The sequence below is a fragment of the Methylosoma difficile genome, from assembly GCF_054657615.1.
In genome coordinates this window covers 471,111-486,307 of the sequence record NZ_BAAHYJ010000002.1, presented here as the reverse complement: position 1 = coordinate 486,307, position 15,197 = coordinate 471,111, and the positions used below count along the sequence as shown (strand labels likewise).

Sequence of the window (15,197 nt, the reverse complement as noted above, 5' to 3'; positions counted from 1 at the left end):
TTCTCCCCCTCCCTGACGGCTGCCGACATTCTGTTGCCCGCTTTTGCGGCATCTTTTACCCAAATTTGAAGCTAAATTGCCGTATAATGCCGCAATAGCTGATATTGCCTATCCGCTAAAAAAACTTGTTAACCGAATCCTCTTTTACCTAATACCTAAAATGTCTGATATAGAAATCGCCCAACAAGCCAACATGCAGCCCATTATTGCCTTGGCAGAACAGCACTATGGCATTGCTGCAGAACACCTTGACCCTATTGGTCATTACAAAGCCAAAATCTCGCTGGAATACATCAACAGCCTGGCGGATAAACAAGACGGCAAACTCATTTTAGTAACCGCCATCAGCCCTACCCCTGCTGGTGAAGGCAAAACGACCACCACTGTCGGTTTAGGCGATGCCTTAAACCGTATCGGCAAAAAAACCATCATGTGCTTGCGCGAGCCTTCTTTAGGCCCGTGTTTTGGTGTCAAAGGTGGCGCAGCAGGTGGCGGTTACGCGCAAGTGGTGCCCATGGAAGACATCAACCTGCATTTCACGGGCGACTTCCACGCCATTGGCGTCGCGCACAATTTGTTGTCAGCACTGATCGACAACCACATCAACCACGGCAACGAGCTGGACATCGACCCGCGCCGCATCCAATGGAAACGCGTCGTCGACATGAATGACCGCGCCTTGCGGAACATCGTAGTCGGCATGGGCGGCCCAGCCAACGGCTATCTGCGCGAAGACGGCTACGACATCGTCGTGGCCTCGGAAGTGATGGCCATTTTATGCTTAGCCACCAGCCGCGCCGACTTAAAAGCCCGCTTAGGCCGTATCGTCATCGGTTACAAATCCGATAAAATCACCCCCATTTATGCCAGCGACCTGAACGCCCAAGGCGCTATGGCGGCACTGTTGAAAGATGCCATCAAGCCGAACTTGGTACAAACTTTAGAAAACAATATCGCCATCATCCATGGCGGGCCGTTTGCCAACATCGCCCACGGTTGCAACACCGTCACCGCCACCAAAACCGCCTTAAAACTGGCGGATTATGTGGTGACAGAAGCCGGTTTTGGTGCTGATTTGGGCGCAGAAAAATTCATCGACATCAAATGCCGTATGTCCGGCTTAAAACCTTCCGCTGTGGTCTTAGTCGCCACCGTCCGCGCGTTAAAATTCCACGGCGGCGTCGCCAAAGAAGCCTTAAACCAAGAAGATTTGGCAGCCTTGAAACAAGGTTTTGCCAACTTAGAACGCCATTACCACAACATCACCCAACACTACGGCTTGCCGTGTGTGGTTTGCATCAACCACTTCACCTTTGACACCGAAGCTGAAATCAACTGGCTGCAAGCCCAATGCACCGAGCTGGGCGCAACCTGTATTGTCTCCAAACATTGGGCTTCGGGTGGCGCGGGCGCAGAAGCTTTGGCACATGCGGTTGCTGACGTGGTTGACGGGCGCGAACCCAGCTTTAGCTATGTGTATGATGAAGAACTGAGTTTGTGGAAAAAAATCGAAGCCATCGCCACTAAGCTGTACGGTGCCGCCAACATCACCGCCAATGCCAAAGTCAAAGCGCAACTGGCGGCTTGGCAAGCGGATTACGGCAAATTCCCGATTTGTATGGCGAAAACGCAAATGTCTTTCTCCACCAATCCCAATAGCAAAGGCGCACCGTCAGGCCACACGGTAGAAATCAGCGACGTGCGTTTGGCGAATGGCGCGGGATTTATCGTCGCCATTGCCGGCGATATGATGACCATGCCCGGCTTGCCGAAAGTACCGGCAGCCGAACGCATTGATATTGATGACAACGGTAAAATTACCGGCTTGTTTTAATCGATAACAGAACGGTTTAAACATTTAAAACCCGATGACGGTTTATAAGCCGGAATCGGGTTTTTTCATATCAGCTTGGGCGATAAACATCACGCCAATCGTTAGCTTAGGTTTTATCGTATTTAATATATTTAAAGCGAGGGTCATCCGGCGTACCTTCCAGCGATCCGCCTTCCAATCCTGGCTGCCACATGATGACTTCTTCCATTTTTTTTGCCAATTCAAAGTCTTTGTTGGTGATGCCCTTGGCGGCGTGGTTCATTAGCTTGACGATGACAAAGGCATAAGAAACCGTCAAATCAGGATGATGGAAAGCCACTTCGGCAAGATGCCCCACCGTGTTCACCACCATCAATGTCGCTTTCCAGCCACTGGTTTTGTATTTGCGGCGTATCCAACCGCTTTCCAAATACCAATGGGGCAATTCTTCCAATAAGCGTGCCTCAACTTCAGCATCACTGTAGGTTTCTTCGTGTTGTCGTTCTCTCCAGCCCATTTTGTACCTCGTATGTAGTTTAGGTTTGTTGCAACGAAAGATTACCGATGATCTTAACAATAAAATCGGCTATGCTTTTAGCTATTTATTGTTTGTTAAGGATTGTTATGCCGCAGAAAAAAACCGTTGCCGATAAAGCCAAGTTGGATGAAATTGTTGCCGAAGCACGTCGTAACCAAACGTTAAGGGAACAATCTTATCGGGGACAAGCGTTAAAAATGTATCCATGGATTTGTGGACGTTGCGCCCGCGAGTTTACCCACAAGAATTTGGCGGAACTCACAGTACACCATAAAAACCATGACCACGATTTTAATCCGCCCGATGGCAGCAATTGGGAGTTGTTATGCCTGTATTGCCACGATAACGAACATCAGCGCTATGAAGAAACCCGTTATGGCGTCAGCAGCCAAACCGCCAAAGCTGCAGCACCCGAGTCAACTCATAACCCGTTTGCCAATCTGAAATCCCTGTTGCAAAACAAAAACAGTTAAAGTGACGCAATCCCTAAATTGGCAAGCGCATCGGCCCGCTCGTTACCGTGATCGCCGGAATGGCCTTTTACCCATTTCCACTCAATATGGTGACAGGCAATGGCTGCATCCAGCCGACGCCATAGGTCTTCGTTTTTAACCGCCGTTTTTGACGCTGTTTTCCAGCCACGCTTTTTCCAATTCGGCAGCCATTCAGTGATACCTTGCAAGACGTATTTGGAATCGCTATTGATTTCAACCTTGCAAGGTGCCGTTAAGGCTTCCAAAGCCGTGATTGCCGCCATCAGCTCCATGCGGTTGTTCGTGGTATTGGCCTCGCCGCCAAAAAGTTCCTTGCGCTTGCCGTTGTAACTGAGCAAGACCCCCCAGCCACCAGGGCCTGGGTTACCTTTACAAGCGCCATCGGTATAAATGATTACAAGATTAGTCATGGTGTTCGTTTTGTGCCGAGCTGTTGAAAGTGTTTGCCATCGCCAAACGGGCTATGCCGTTGGTAACAGGCGTTAAGGGAATCAGGTTGTAACGGCGCTTGATAGCCTTGACAGCATAAGCTGTCGATGCCAAGGAATTGTAATGGCGGACAAATTTCCCATGTTGGGTGCTAATGGTTTCCAAGTTAAAATCCGAAGACGCCGTCACTTCGAAGTTAAGTAATTTAAGCCAGTCCAATATGCGACCGCGACCAATAAAATGACCGCGCCATGAGTCTGCCAAATGAATATCCCATAAATATTGGCAGCGTATCCAAAAACACCAAGGATTGAAATTAAGTGCCAAAAAAACACCTTCTGGCTTAAGAACGCGTTCAATTTCGCGCATGGTTTGAAACCGGTAAGCATCAAACTCCAATAAATGCGGCACAATAATCATATCGACACTTTCACTTTGTAAGGGCAAGCGATAAGCCTTGGCCTGAATTTTTCTGGCCTGTTTACAGCCTAGGTTTTTGGCATCTAAAATGGTGTAATATTTATACAACGAGCAATCAATAAATTCGTCTTCCCAACCCAATCCGCCAATCTGCAAGACTGTTTGTTGGCAACTGACAGTAATCTGTTTTTGCAGATACTCTGTCTCTAAATCCCTTAAAAGTTTGCCCCTGGGAGTTTGGTAACAGTCAAACAAAAAGTTTCGTTTCATTAATTATGCTCGATAAATCATATGTTAATGTATGACATTGAATAAAAACACGCTATACTAAAATCCATCCCACTCGAACTAATTCCCCTAAGGCCACTATGATGATGCATGTTAATTTTAACAGGCTAGTTAATCCTTTTTTAGTTTTGGTTGTCCTGTCGTTAGCAGGATGTTCCGGAACACCAAAAAACAACATAAGCTCAGGCGAAAATTCCGGTGTTGCTGAGAACGAAGGTTATTACAACCCAGATGACAACCACAGCAAGCTCAAGTTTAAATCCACCCGCCATTCCGGTAGCCAAGAGCAATTCGACACGGTTTGGGAACGCTTATTCTCGCTCTACTCCCTGCCCGAAATCCAAAATCCACGCGTTGACCGCGCTATCGACTGGTACCTGCAACACCCTGCTTCGTTGGCTATTATCCAACAACGCGCCGAACCTTACCTGTATTTGATCCTCGATGAAATCGAAGCCAAAGGCATGCCGGGTGAATTGGCTTTGTTGCCCGTAGTAGAAAGCGCCTTCGTACCCGATGCCTATTCGAAAGCAGATGCCAGCGGGCTTTGGCAATTTGTTCCCAGCACTGGCGAAGACTACGGCCTGCAACAAAATGAATGGTATGACGGCCGCCGTGACATTTACGCATCCACCCAAGCCGCCACGACTTACTTAAAAGAACTCAGCGAAATGTTTGATGGCGATTGGTTATTGGCGTTGGCTTCGTATAACTGCGGGCAAAATAAAGTCAAAAGAACCATCGAAAAAGATGACAGCCAATATTCAAACCCCGATTATTGGACACTGGATTTACCGCAAGAAACCCAAGACTATGTACCACGCTTGCTGGCTATTTCCAGAATTTTTGCCCATGCTGAAGAGTATGGCATCAATCTAAGATACATTCCCAACAAGCCCTACGTAGAAATGGTTGATGTGCAATCACCGCTCGACTTAAGAAAAGCAGCGCAATTAGCCAACACGCCATTCGATAAATTCAAAAAACTCAACCCAGGTTTTAACCGCTCCTGCACAGCACCGAACGGCCCCCACCGCCTATTAGTACCGGTCGATAAAGTAGAAGTTTTTAAAAGCAATTTGGCAACCTTGCCTTATGATGAGCGTTTGGACATCAACCAATATTTCTATGAGCAGCGCATGGCAACCGCCAAACGCGAAGAAGAACGTTTGGCACGTCAAAAGCGTGAAGAAGAAAAACAACAAGCTGCCGAAAACAGCCGTTATAAACCAACCATTGTTGCCAGCAGCGGCAAATACACTGTCAAACGCGGTGATACCTTGGCAGAAATTGCCGAAAAAAATCATACAACAGTAAAAAACTTGCAGGCTATGAACCATTTAGGCAAACAGCCTTTGCGCTACGGCATGACCTTACAAGTGCCAAGCACCACGACTACTGCCAGCAATAAAAACAACGTTCTGCCATTGCTGACTAAAACAACCGGTGTAGGCAAAACCAAAACCGCTGCCAGCCAAGTCTATGCCGTTAAAAAAGGCGACACCATATGGAGCATCTCGCAACGTTTCTCAGTCAGCGCCAAAGACCTTGCCGATTGGAACAAAATTACCACCAAAACGCCTTTGTTGGCAGGTCGTAAGCTTTCCATTAAAGCGTCAACCCCACAATTGGCAAGTAGCTCATCGGCAATCCGCTTAATCCATTACACGGTTGGTAAAGGCGATTCGCTAAACCACATTGCCAAAAAGTTTAATGTCTCAATCCCTGATTTACGTAAATCCAATAATGATGCATTGGCTAAAGGCTTGCGTCCTGGTCAAAAACTGAAAATCTTGATTGATGGTCAACCACGCTCCTAAGCCCCACACTTTGGTAAGTTATGTAAATTGCAGTTCGTCGCCTAGAATGCAAACCTAGCTTTGCATTGGTACAAGTTTAGGTTTGTACTCAATCCCGTTAAGTAAAGGATTTTTCCGTTCGTCCTGAGCTTGTCGAAGGATGAACGGAAAAATCCATCGCCAGCAAGTTGAGCCGTTCATGCTTCGACAAGCTCAACACGAACGGCTCAATTTGCTTACCTTAAAGGTATTTTGCTTGTAATCCGGTATCAACAAAAAGCCCAAAACAGTTAACTGTTTTGGGCTTTTTGTTGATGTGCAATGTCCTACTATTTTTAGCCAGATACCGCAGCACCTAATGCCCCTCTAAGAGAGGCATTATCCACTTCACCACTATTGGCATAATGCACATGTACATCCCGCTGCGGGAATGGAATGGAAATATTATTTTCCCTCAGTGCTTTTTCAATCCGCATATGGACATCATGGGTTACAGGCAAGCGGTTGGCAAGTTCGTTGACGAAAATGTAAATCGTAAAATTTAACGAACTATCGCCAAAACCTAAGCATAAAACCGTTGGTTCTGGCTCAGCCAATACCAATGGCGTAGCTTTTACGGTCTCTAAAATGACCTTGTGGGCAAATTCCGCATCCGAACCATAAGCCACACCGACCGGTATGGTGATACGGGTGACGGCATTGCTTAGCGTCCAATTGACCAACTGGCTAGTAATAAAAGTTTTATTGGGTACGATCAGCTCTTTTTGATCCCAGTCGGTTAGCGTAGTCGCACGCATTTGGATGCGGCTAACCTTGCCGGTCACATCACCAATAGTAACGGTATCACCAATACGGATGGGCCGTTCAAACAGCAAGATAATGCCCGACACCAAATTGGCAAAAATCTCCTGCAAACCAAAACCCAAACCCACACCCAGCGCCGCCACCAGCCATTGCACTTGCGACCAGCTGCCACCCAACTCATTGGCAACCGCAATCAGGCCAATGGAATACAGCACATACTTCGCCAACTGGTTGACGGCATAGCGGCTACCGGCCTCCATTTCCAAACGCCGGAACAACAACAATTCCATGACACCGGAAAAATTCCGTACCGAAACGCCAATAATAAACACATACAAACCCGCCAACAGCATATTGGTCAGCGTAACGGATTGTAAAACCTCTTCATTATTTTCTGTCAACACGGTATGTTGCCAAAGCACGATTTGGTCTAAAAATGAAAATGCTGGCAAAATATTTTTCCAAATCATCCCCAAACCCAAGCACAACACAAAGGCAATAAACACGTGCAACAAGCGGATAGTTTGTGCGTTGATGGTCGGAATATCGATCTCATTGTGTTCTACATGAACCAAACTGTCTTCAACGCTGGCAAGATGCCGTTCCTGTTGATGGGCTTGGGCTTCAAGCCGTTGCCTGGCGTTTTCTTGTGCCAGCTGCCGGTTAACCAACGATAACCATCGGAACACCAGGGCATGGATAAATACGTTAAAAATCACCAACCTTATGCTGGCAATCAGTTTTTGTTGCAGTTCCAATGCACTTAAATAATAGCCCGCTACCGCAAAGCCCATCACAATTACCGGCACAAAAACTAAAGCGGGAAACCATATGAAACGTAATTTCGCCAGCCAACTATCCGGATGGTTTTGTAAATAATCCCGAAGCAAACCTTTGCTGGGACTTAACAGACGAACCACCAACCAAGCCAATGCCAACAGGTTAACCAGCAAGGCCAAACGCCCTAAATTGTCACTGTGCATAGCAATTTTCGAGGCACCGGTACTGGCTACCAAAAACACACAAGGCACGGAAAACCAGCGATACCAAACAATCTGCTTGCGGATTAAGGCTGCATCTTGAGGACGCCACTGAAAATGCTGATAAACGATACTGTCATTCGCGAACAGTTTGGTGAAAAACTGCAGAAACAACAAAGGCATCGCCATTGCTTGCAAACCCGCTGCGATGGCTTCGGAAAAATCGGCAATCAGAACGTTACTGCCAATAAGGGTACCCAAAAAGTAAAGCGAAATAGGGAGAGGCATCACCCAAACAAAGCTGTACACCAAGGCATTAAGGGTGTCGTAAAAAGAAACTTGATTGACAGCCACCACCGCCAATAGCTTTTTTTTGGCCCAATGCCCTAAAAAAAACAATGACAACGTTGCCAGAACATCGGCAAAACTTAAAAATGGTAATCGGTAGACCGTCATAAAGGTATCACCCAGCAGTTGCATCCAGTTATTGGGTGACAACAGCCATCGGGTCGAATGGTATAAACCCGCCGGATAATTACCGTTGATGGGTTCGGAGCTGGGTACCCATAGCAAGCGCTCGTCCAAGTACACGGCGAACTTTTCCGCCTGCCCTAACAAATTTTCTTTGGCGAAATCGTAATCACCCAAAATCCGCAAATAATTGGCGTTATTGTGCGCCAACTTATTCAGCAATTCTTTTTGACCATCCAATAAAATCCGCAACTCGGCTTGGATCATCATACGTTCATTTGCCAACAAACCTGAATCCACTTGGGTTTCCATCAGATTGCGCAGAGCCGTATCAACATCGGCAATTTTCTTTTGCTTATCCTCGATTTTAAATTGCTGCAAACTGGTTAATGCCGTTTCATTCTGCAAATTTTCGGTTTGCACACTGTATTGGTCCCGATCAGGCAAATTTCGACGTTGTTCGCGCAAAATTTTACCCAAGGCAGGGCTTAAACCCGCTAGGCTGATTTTCTTTTCCGCGCTTTTAAAATCGCTGTCGAGTTCAGTAGCCAAGCTTTCTATTCGGTTTTTTTGCTCGTTATAACTGTCGATTTTTCCGGCAACGGCTTGCAGATCACGGCTATAGCCAATATTTTCGCGGGTTAGCGTTTGGATGGCTAACGGTTTGCCTGCCAATTCTTTTTCAGCTTGACTGAAAGCATCTTCCAAATCTTTTGCTTCGCGCTCGCGACGCGTGGTCATCAGATTTTCAATGGCGGCAATCGCCGGCAACATCAGGTTTTTTTGCAACGCCAGCAACTTGGTTTCGGCTTTTAGCAGCTCAACACGGGCAGGATTGCTGATGGCTTCGTACTCGAGCATTTTGAGTTCGGTTGTTTTGTAATCAACCTCCGTTTTTAAGTAGAGCTCACGGGCTTCCACTTCCAATTTGCTGTCACTGGCGCTGGCGGGCGTTTGCAGCTTGACTTGTGCGGCTTGAAGGTCTTGTTGAGCGGTGGAGGTTTCTTGGCGAATTTGTTGTAAGCGGCTGTTTTGTAAAATAAGCTCGTTTTCAAACTTATTCATTTGCGCATCCAAATTGCTGATTTTGCCTTTTTCTATAATCAGCCGCTGCTCCAGTTCTTCGCTGCTGATATTATCGAAAGCATCAATGCTTTGTTTATTGACACGACTTTCTATTTGCTCAATGTCTTTTTGTAAGGCTTTGGTTTTTATAGGGGCGCTTTTAATGGCCTGTTCATACGCTTGGGATTTAACCTTAAAATTTTCTATGCTCAGCAAGTTGTCTTGCGCACCCTGATAAACCGACAATACCTTCGACTTAAGCGCCTTATCCAAACCTTCGCGGGTATTTAAGGCATCAATTTTGGTTTGTAAATAGGTTTTGTTGATAGTGGTAGCCGTGTCTGGTTTTACGGCTTGGGCCAGTGAACTGCCAATAAATAACCACGTGAGCAATATCAACAAAAAACGGGGATTGCAAAAAACTCGCATACGGTTTAACCAAATAAAAATTGCTGGAATGAGGGCGAGCCAGTTAACAATGGAGGTTAACTGAAGGCGAAACGCAGATAGGAGTATACCAATATTCGCTATTGGACGACTAACCGCAAGCCAATAGCGAAGCTAAGAAAGGCGCTGCACCAACAAGAACCTTATCAATGCAGAAAAAATGATGGAGGGGGTATAACGGAAACCGCTAGCGGATCAATAAGTCAGAACCTAGCCAATCGACAATAAAACGACGGTAATGCTCGGCTTTAGCCGTTTGCAGATGTTCCAAAGGGTTGAGGTTGTCGGTTAACAGTACGCCACGTTGTGGGTCAACGCTAAATTGCCGTTCTTTCAGCCAAGCCACTTGGTCGGGCATTAGGCTTGTCGATTCAATATTAATGGCTTGTTGGGCCGCCAGAAAAATGAAGTCGTTAAAGTCTTTGCCTGGCTCCGAGACAAAAGTGGCTTGATTTGCAAACACTTGACCCAATGTTTTGGCAACCGATGCCAAAGCGGTGTGTTTGCTGTCAGCAAACGAAACGAAGTTAACTGCCAAAATACCTTGGGGTGACAGCAGGCCGCGCAATTGGGTGAGTGTCTCAACGGTCAGCAAATGTGCGGGTTCGGAACCACCAGTGAAGCAATCGTGAATGATTAAGTCGTAAGGGCCTTGCAGGCGACGGATTTCGTAGCGGGCATCGCCGATAATGGCTTGACCGTTGGGCTGATAGCCAAAATAGTTGCGTGCCGCTTCGGAGACGGCAGGGTCAATTTCCAAGGTATCGGTAACAATGCCATAACGGTCACGCAGCACTTGCGCCATATGGCCTGCGCCTAAACCGATGATTAACGCCTTGGTCATTTTATGTTCGGGAGTTAACGCCGGAATCAGGCCGACAATGTCTTGGTAACTTAACCGGCTTACGCCGCTGGCAAGACTGGATGCGCCAATGGCCGAGGCATCGGAAGTCAGCATACGCAAATCCCGCGCCGGTTGGTCGATAACCCTTACCCAGCCGTACAAGCTTTCTTGTTCGGACTGGATAATAAATTTACCGCCGCCATCGTAGACATGCCCTGCCCCGACCACTTTGGGCAACAAGCACAAACCGATAACTGCCAAGCCTAAGCATGGTATGACCGCGACGGTTTTAGCCATTTGTTTTTGCTCATAAACCGCCACCAAAATTGCCCAAAACAAAAGTATCACGCCTAAGCCAATCAAAATTTCGCGCGAGCCGATCATGGGAAACAGGAAAAAGCCCAAAATCAACGTACCGAATACACTGCCCATCGTGCTGACTGCATAAATGGTGCCTGAGCTGTTGCCGATGCCTTCCAATTGTTTAGTTGCCAATTTGATGGCAAAAGGTCCGACCATACCCAACAGCGTAAGGCTGGGTGAAAACAGCAACAAGGCACTGACAAATGCACCGGCACGCAAGCCCAGCGGATCAGTTGCCAGTAAAATGGGGCGAGTTAAAAAAGGGATAAGCAACGTCAACAAGGCGGCAAGGCCGATCACCAGCGATAAGCCGCTGCGCTTGGCGCTATCGGCCCAGCGTCCGCCAATAAAATAGCCAGTCGCCAAGGCAATCATGGTCACAGAAATGAGAGATGACCAAACGTACAAACTGGCACCGTAAAAAGGCGCGATCAGGCGTGTACCCAAGAGTTCGATGACCATGACCGAGGCACCGGTCAGCGATACGGTCAGATAAAGACCTAAACGGCCTAAGGCATTTAAAGGATTGTTTGTCATTGTTGTTATTGTTCTTCTCAAAAATATTCGATGTTGTAAGAGCTTTTATAACGGGCTAATGCCCAATAGAGCCGCCTGAACCACCCGCCACATCCACCCACAAATGCGGCAATCCCAAAGCCATCAACCAATCCGGCCCCGCCTGTTCTTTCAGCATGGCAATGGTGGACGCGCTGCCCGCCACTACGCAAAAATCGCCCACCACGCTGACCGCAGCCAAATGCCCCACCGGCCAACCGGTTTGGGGATTCAGTACATGCCCATAACGGATGCCATCAATCACTATGCAGCGCTCATAATCGCCACTGCTGGCTAAAGCGCCTTCATGCAAAAGCAAGGTGTCCAAAATATCGTTTTGATGGCGGGGATGGCGGATGCCAATGCGCCAAGCTTCTTTGTCCGGCCTAGGGCCGATGATTTTGATGTCGCCGCCCAAGTTGACCACCCCATGCACAATACCGGCGGTACGGCACATTGCCGCGACCCTATCGACGGCGTATTCCTTAACAATGCCGCCAAAATCGATTTCCATACCGGGCGTGGGAAAACTGAGCAACGGCGGTTGCCATTGCAATTTGTGCCAACCGACCTTATCAAGCAAACTGTCAACCACATGCGGATCAGGTAAGCTACCCGTATCAAACCGCCAAGCACGCCGTAAAATGCCGGAGGTGATGTCAAACAAACCATCGCTTTGTTGGTAACAAGCCAAAGCGTAATTGAGCAAGCCAGTAGTTTCGGCATCGACTTTAATACTGCCGCCCGCCGCCGCCACGCGGTTTATTTTCGACAAAAAACTGTTTTGCCGGTAACGCGAATAACGGGCTTCCAAGCGGTTGACATCGGCAATGGCGGCATCGGCTACACGTTTGGCCTGTTGGGCGGAACGGGCGAACAGTTGGATGTCGCACGGTGAACCCATCGCCTTAAAGGCATAACGGTAAAAAGTTAAGGCCGAAGACTTCAAAAAATTGCCAATACGCCAGACAAAACCATCAGAAAGCCACACTCCAATTAGCCGCTAAAGTACCATCGCGCGGCAACTGATAGCCGTTGACATCATCAACCACCGGCTCCAACCATTCGACGCTAAAGCGGTTGCCTTGCAAATCGCCTTGTGGAATGGTGACGCTGACACCAAAACCGACATCGACAAACCGACCGCCGTAGCTGCTTGAGTAATCCATCGGGCCAATCGGGTAATACGTGTTGTTATAGCGGTATTTGTTTTTGTTTTGATCGGTGTAAACACTGCGAACCGATGCCGATAGCCAAGGGTTGAGGGCATAACTGCTCCAAGCTGTGGCTTGGAAAATATCGCCAAAGGCAAAACCGGATTCATTTTTGTCATCAATACGTTTGGTGCCGCTTAGCTGCGCGCCCCAAGACAGCGATTCCCATTGCCCCGTGTAAGTCAAGCTGGGTTTGAAATCCCAAGTCCCGCTGCCCAATTGCATTCCGTAATGGTAATAACCAATATCAACGCCGTGGGTGCGCCTTAATTTAATGCCGACATCGCCTGTCGGTGCGCTAAGCCCTAAAGAGGCAATCAAATGATGGTTGCCGTAATTGAACAATTTGAACAAAGCGTACATGCCCGTATCACCAATACCGCCAGTTGCATGATGATGTTGAGAATGCATGACCGCCGCCTGAACATTCGCATCCGTTGGCGTTGTTGTGCCGTCTAAGCCTCTAATGGACATCCCCATATCCATCAACTGCGGCATCAGCATTAAAGTCAGCCAATCGGTGGGGGCGTACATCAAGTCAAACATATGCATGTGCATCGTCATTTCAGAAGGTGCGACATAACAAGCGTTGCCACGGCAACCGCGGTTAAGGATGGCTTGGTCGCTGGCTTCGTTTTCGTGATGCAATATGTTGCCGGATTGGCTGCTGTACATATAACGGTAGCCCACCATAAAGTCGCCGGCGTTGGGCAAAACATGGTCGAACATGACACCCGCAGGCGCATGTGCGCCATGATGATGCGCGTGTCCGCCGTGGTGATGGTCACTGTGTCCGCCACCGGAAAACTTAATGGCGGCAAGATCAACTTTCAAATTGGCATTCACCAACCAATAGTCAAAATCGGCGTAACTGCCCTCGCCGCCGCCACCGAGCTTAAGGTCGCCGGCGTGGCTGTAATATTCACCGCCTGCTTCAAGAGTAATGCCTTTGGCAAATTTCTTGGCAACGGTCAAACCGCCGCTTAATGCGCCATAACCGGATAATCGATGGTCGCTGGAATAGTTTTTAGGCAATTTGTTACGGTCGAAAGGTACTTTTTTATTGGTGGGATTAACCTTAATGCGCTCAAGAAAGCTCAATACATGTCCAGTGTCTTTATCGACATAACCTTGGGTGGTTTTGTAATACTCTTTGCCATCGTTGTTGCTGGCAGAAACATAGACCTCCCGGCCCAAGCTATCGACAGCATTGGAAGAAAAGGCTTGGTTGGACACCAGATAGGGCTGGTAAAAATCGGCGGCCTCTTGCGAGTAGTAACGGACTCTGGGCGTAACCGTCCATCCACCTTCAAAGGGTTGCGCCCAATCCGCTTCAAACGTATGGGCGGTGATACCCCAATCATCATTAAACAGCTTGTAGTTGAAATGCAATGCGGCATCGAAATAATCCAAATGCTGCACATAACCCAATGTGCCGTTCCATTGGTTGCGCTCATTGGGGCGTTGTTCAAGCAACGAAGTAACTGTGCCGTTCAACACACTGCCGGTTTGGCTAGGGTCAACAAAGGCGACTTGAACGACTTTGTAAGGGTTTTCCAAGTAGCCGGTGCTACGGGTAAAGCCAACGCCTGCGGTGACCAAGGCATTTTTGTTGATGATTTGCGTTAAGCCAATATTAGCCGCCCAATCTTCGCGTTTTCCGAACAAGGTACGCTGACCATTGCTGCCGATAGTGATTTCGCTGTCACTGTAAGCGGCATTATAAGAAGCGCCACCGGCACTGGTGTCGTAGATATAAGGCTGGGCATCGTGGTCGATGGTGGCTTGGGTATCGCTGTTGGTATAACTTAACGCAGCGTTGGCACTGGTCAGCTTTTGATTAAAGTCCCACCGGCCCGATAGATTACCAAAGCGGGATTCATAATCATTTTCTATGGAAATGCCGCCGCCTGCCGCCAACTCCGCCTCATCCCATTCATAACCCAATTTAAAGTCGCCTTGTTTGCGGGTTTCTGGCGAGGCTTGCGACAAGGTATGCACCAACTGGGTATTTTTGACCAGATTGCCTGAAGCGTCTTTTGATAAGGGATTGAGGTTTCTGTCAAAGCTGACGTTATTGGTGTTCAGGTAAGGTGATGCACCCGAAACCGCACCCACACCGGTATAGCGGCTGTTGCCACCAAAAGCCAAAGGTGCAGTAGCAACCGGCGTTGCCCCACCCCAAGTATCTTGAATGTAGTTGAAAGCAAATTTAACGCGGTCAGCCAATTTCACGCGCGCACTGGTATTCAGGCTATTGACTTCAATGGGCGCGAAAGCACTGCTTGCGCCAAAAAGGTTGCGCGCACCTTCTTGATAATGGCTGTATTGGAAATCGACTTCGCTGTCTTCGGCATAAGCAGGGGCGGCAACCAACCCTGGCAGTGCCAATGCAGCGACACTTAAAGCATTCAGTGCCGGATTCACCGGTTTGTTCTTAGTAACAGCCACAACCGCCTCCGCTGGCAGAACTGCTGCCCGAACCCGCTTCACGGCTACCGTAAGTATGGCCTTGTAAAGCCGACTGGATAGGGTTGGGATCAAGTGCCATATGTGGCTTGGCTAAAGTACCGCGCTCCCACGGCGCAACGGTACTGCAGGCCGACACTAACACTAAAAAACCGCTCAATAACGCGGCTTTGGCAAATTTTGTATAGTTCATAAAAAGACCTG

Annotated in this window: 11 protein-coding genes; 3 read left to right on the top strand and 8 right to left on the bottom strand. The window is 48.1% G+C overall.

What is annotated here, in order from left to right; all coding sequences use genetic code 11:
- Positions 1 to 160 precede the first annotated feature (160 nt).
- Complete coding sequence (locus ACYQ1O_RS07705) at positions 161 to 1,834, top strand: formate--tetrahydrofolate ligase (protein ID WP_459991081.1); 1,674 nt, start codon at positions 161 to 163, stop codon at positions 1,832 to 1,834.
- A gap of 106 nt (positions 1,835 to 1,940) precedes the next feature.
- Here ACYQ1O_RS07705 and ACYQ1O_RS07700 read toward each other — a convergent pair whose 3' ends face one another.
- A complete protein-coding gene (locus ACYQ1O_RS07700; RefSeq protein WP_459991080.1) occupies positions 1,941 to 2,330 on the bottom strand; it encodes a 4a-hydroxytetrahydrobiopterin dehydratase in 390 nt (129 codons plus the stop codon).
- A 107-nt stretch (positions 2,331 to 2,437) separates the two neighbouring features.
- Between ACYQ1O_RS07700 and ACYQ1O_RS07695 the strand changes: the two genes are divergently transcribed.
- The gene (locus tag ACYQ1O_RS07695) at positions 2,438 to 2,824 is read left to right on the top strand and encodes a YajD family HNH nuclease (RefSeq protein WP_459991078.1); all 387 of its coding nucleotides are present in this window, start codon (positions 2,438 to 2,440) and stop codon (positions 2,822 to 2,824) included.
- On the opposite strand, the gene rnhA is transcribed toward ACYQ1O_RS07695, so the two are convergent.
- Together rnhA and ACYQ1O_RS07685 are read right to left on the bottom strand one after the other, a co-directional pair.
- On the bottom strand, positions 2,821 to 3,255 hold the full coding sequence (rnhA, locus tag ACYQ1O_RS07690; RefSeq protein ID WP_459991077.1) for a ribonuclease HI: 435 nt from the start codon (positions 3,253 to 3,255) through the stop codon (positions 2,821 to 2,823). The two genes, ACYQ1O_RS07695 and rnhA, sit on opposite strands and share 4 nt — an antisense overlap.
- On the bottom strand, positions 3,248 to 3,964 hold the full coding sequence (locus ACYQ1O_RS07685) for a class I SAM-dependent methyltransferase (protein WP_459991076.1): 717 nt from the start codon (positions 3,962 to 3,964) through the stop codon (positions 3,248 to 3,250). Before ACYQ1O_RS07685 ends, rnhA begins: the two co-directional genes overlap by 8 nt.
- Before the next feature lie 98 nt (positions 3,965 to 4,062).
- On the opposite strand from ACYQ1O_RS07685, the gene ACYQ1O_RS07680 reads away from it, so the two are divergent.
- Positions 4,063 to 5,802 (top strand): lytic transglycosylase, encoded by a 1,740-nt coding sequence (locus ACYQ1O_RS07680; protein ID WP_459991075.1) that lies wholly within the window; start codon positions 4,063 to 4,065, stop codon positions 5,800 to 5,802.
- Positions 5,803 to 6,116: 314 nt separating this feature from the next.
- On the opposite strand, the gene ACYQ1O_RS07675 is transcribed toward ACYQ1O_RS07680, so the two are convergent.
- The 5 genes from ACYQ1O_RS07675 to ACYQ1O_RS07655 all read right to left on the bottom strand — a co-directional run bounded on the left by ACYQ1O_RS07675 (position 6,117) and on the right by ACYQ1O_RS07655 (position 15,186).
- Positions 6,117 to 9,530 (bottom strand): mechanosensitive ion channel domain-containing protein, encoded by a 3,414-nt coding sequence (locus ACYQ1O_RS07675; protein ID WP_459991074.1) that lies wholly within the window; start codon positions 9,528 to 9,530, stop codon positions 6,117 to 6,119.
- Between the two features lie 205 nt (positions 9,531 to 9,735).
- A complete protein-coding gene (locus ACYQ1O_RS07670) occupies positions 9,736 to 11,292 on the bottom strand; it encodes a fused MFS/spermidine synthase (RefSeq protein ID WP_459991073.1) in 1,557 nt (518 codons plus the stop codon).
- A 55-nt stretch (positions 11,293 to 11,347) separates the two neighbouring features.
- Positions 11,348 to 12,214 carry an FAD:protein FMN transferase gene (locus ACYQ1O_RS07665; protein ID WP_459991446.1) on the bottom strand — a complete coding sequence of 289 codons (867 nt, stop codon included), beginning with the start codon at positions 12,212 to 12,214 and terminating at the stop codon, positions 11,348 to 11,350.
- Between the two features lie 73 nt (positions 12,215 to 12,287).
- Positions 12,288 to 14,975 carry a DUF3570 domain-containing protein gene (locus ACYQ1O_RS07660; protein WP_459991072.1) on the bottom strand — a complete coding sequence of 896 codons (2,688 nt, stop codon included), beginning with the start codon at positions 14,973 to 14,975 and terminating at the stop codon, positions 12,288 to 12,290.
- The gene (locus tag ACYQ1O_RS07655; RefSeq protein WP_459991071.1) at positions 14,962 to 15,186 is read right to left on the bottom strand and encodes a DUF4266 domain-containing protein; all 225 of its coding nucleotides are present in this window, start codon (positions 15,184 to 15,186) and stop codon (positions 14,962 to 14,964) included. The genes ACYQ1O_RS07660 and ACYQ1O_RS07655 overlap by 14 nt, the downstream gene beginning before the upstream one ends.
- Positions 15,187 to 15,197: the final 11 nt, after the last annotated feature.

Excerpts from the sequence above, each read along its gene's own strand:
- rnhA (WP_459991077.1), bottom strand. The coding sequence starts at position 3,255 with ATGACTAATCTTGTAATCATTTATACCGATGGCGCTTGTAAAGGTAAC.
- ACYQ1O_RS07675 (WP_459991074.1), bottom strand. The coding sequence starts at position 9,530 with ATGCGAGTTTTTTGCAATCCCCGTTTTTTGTTGATATTGCTCACGTGG.
- ACYQ1O_RS07665 (WP_459991446.1), bottom strand. The coding sequence starts at position 12,214 with ATGGGTTCACCGTGCGACATCCAACTGTTCGCCCGTTCCGCCCAACAG.
- ACYQ1O_RS07705 (WP_459991081.1), top strand. The coding sequence starts at position 161 with ATGTCTGATATAGAAATCGCCCAACAAGCCAACATGCAGCCCATTATT.
- ACYQ1O_RS07670 (WP_459991073.1), bottom strand. The coding sequence starts at position 11,292 with ATGACAAACAATCCTTTAAATGCCTTAGGCCGTTTAGGTCTTTATCTG.
- ACYQ1O_RS07700 (WP_459991080.1), bottom strand. The coding sequence starts at position 2,330 with ATGGGCTGGAGAGAACGACAACACGAAGAAACCTACAGTGATGCTGAA.
- ACYQ1O_RS07685 (WP_459991076.1), bottom strand. The coding sequence starts at position 3,964 with ATGAAACGAAACTTTTTGTTTGACTGTTACCAAACTCCCAGGGGCAAA.
- ACYQ1O_RS07695 (WP_459991078.1), top strand. The coding sequence starts at position 2,438 with ATGCCGCAGAAAAAAACCGTTGCCGATAAAGCCAAGTTGGATGAAATT.
- ACYQ1O_RS07655 (WP_459991071.1), bottom strand. The coding sequence starts at position 15,186 with ATGAACTATACAAAATTTGCCAAAGCCGCGTTATTGAGCGGTTTTTTA.
- ACYQ1O_RS07680 (WP_459991075.1), top strand. The coding sequence starts at position 4,063 with ATGATGATGCATGTTAATTTTAACAGGCTAGTTAATCCTTTTTTAGTT.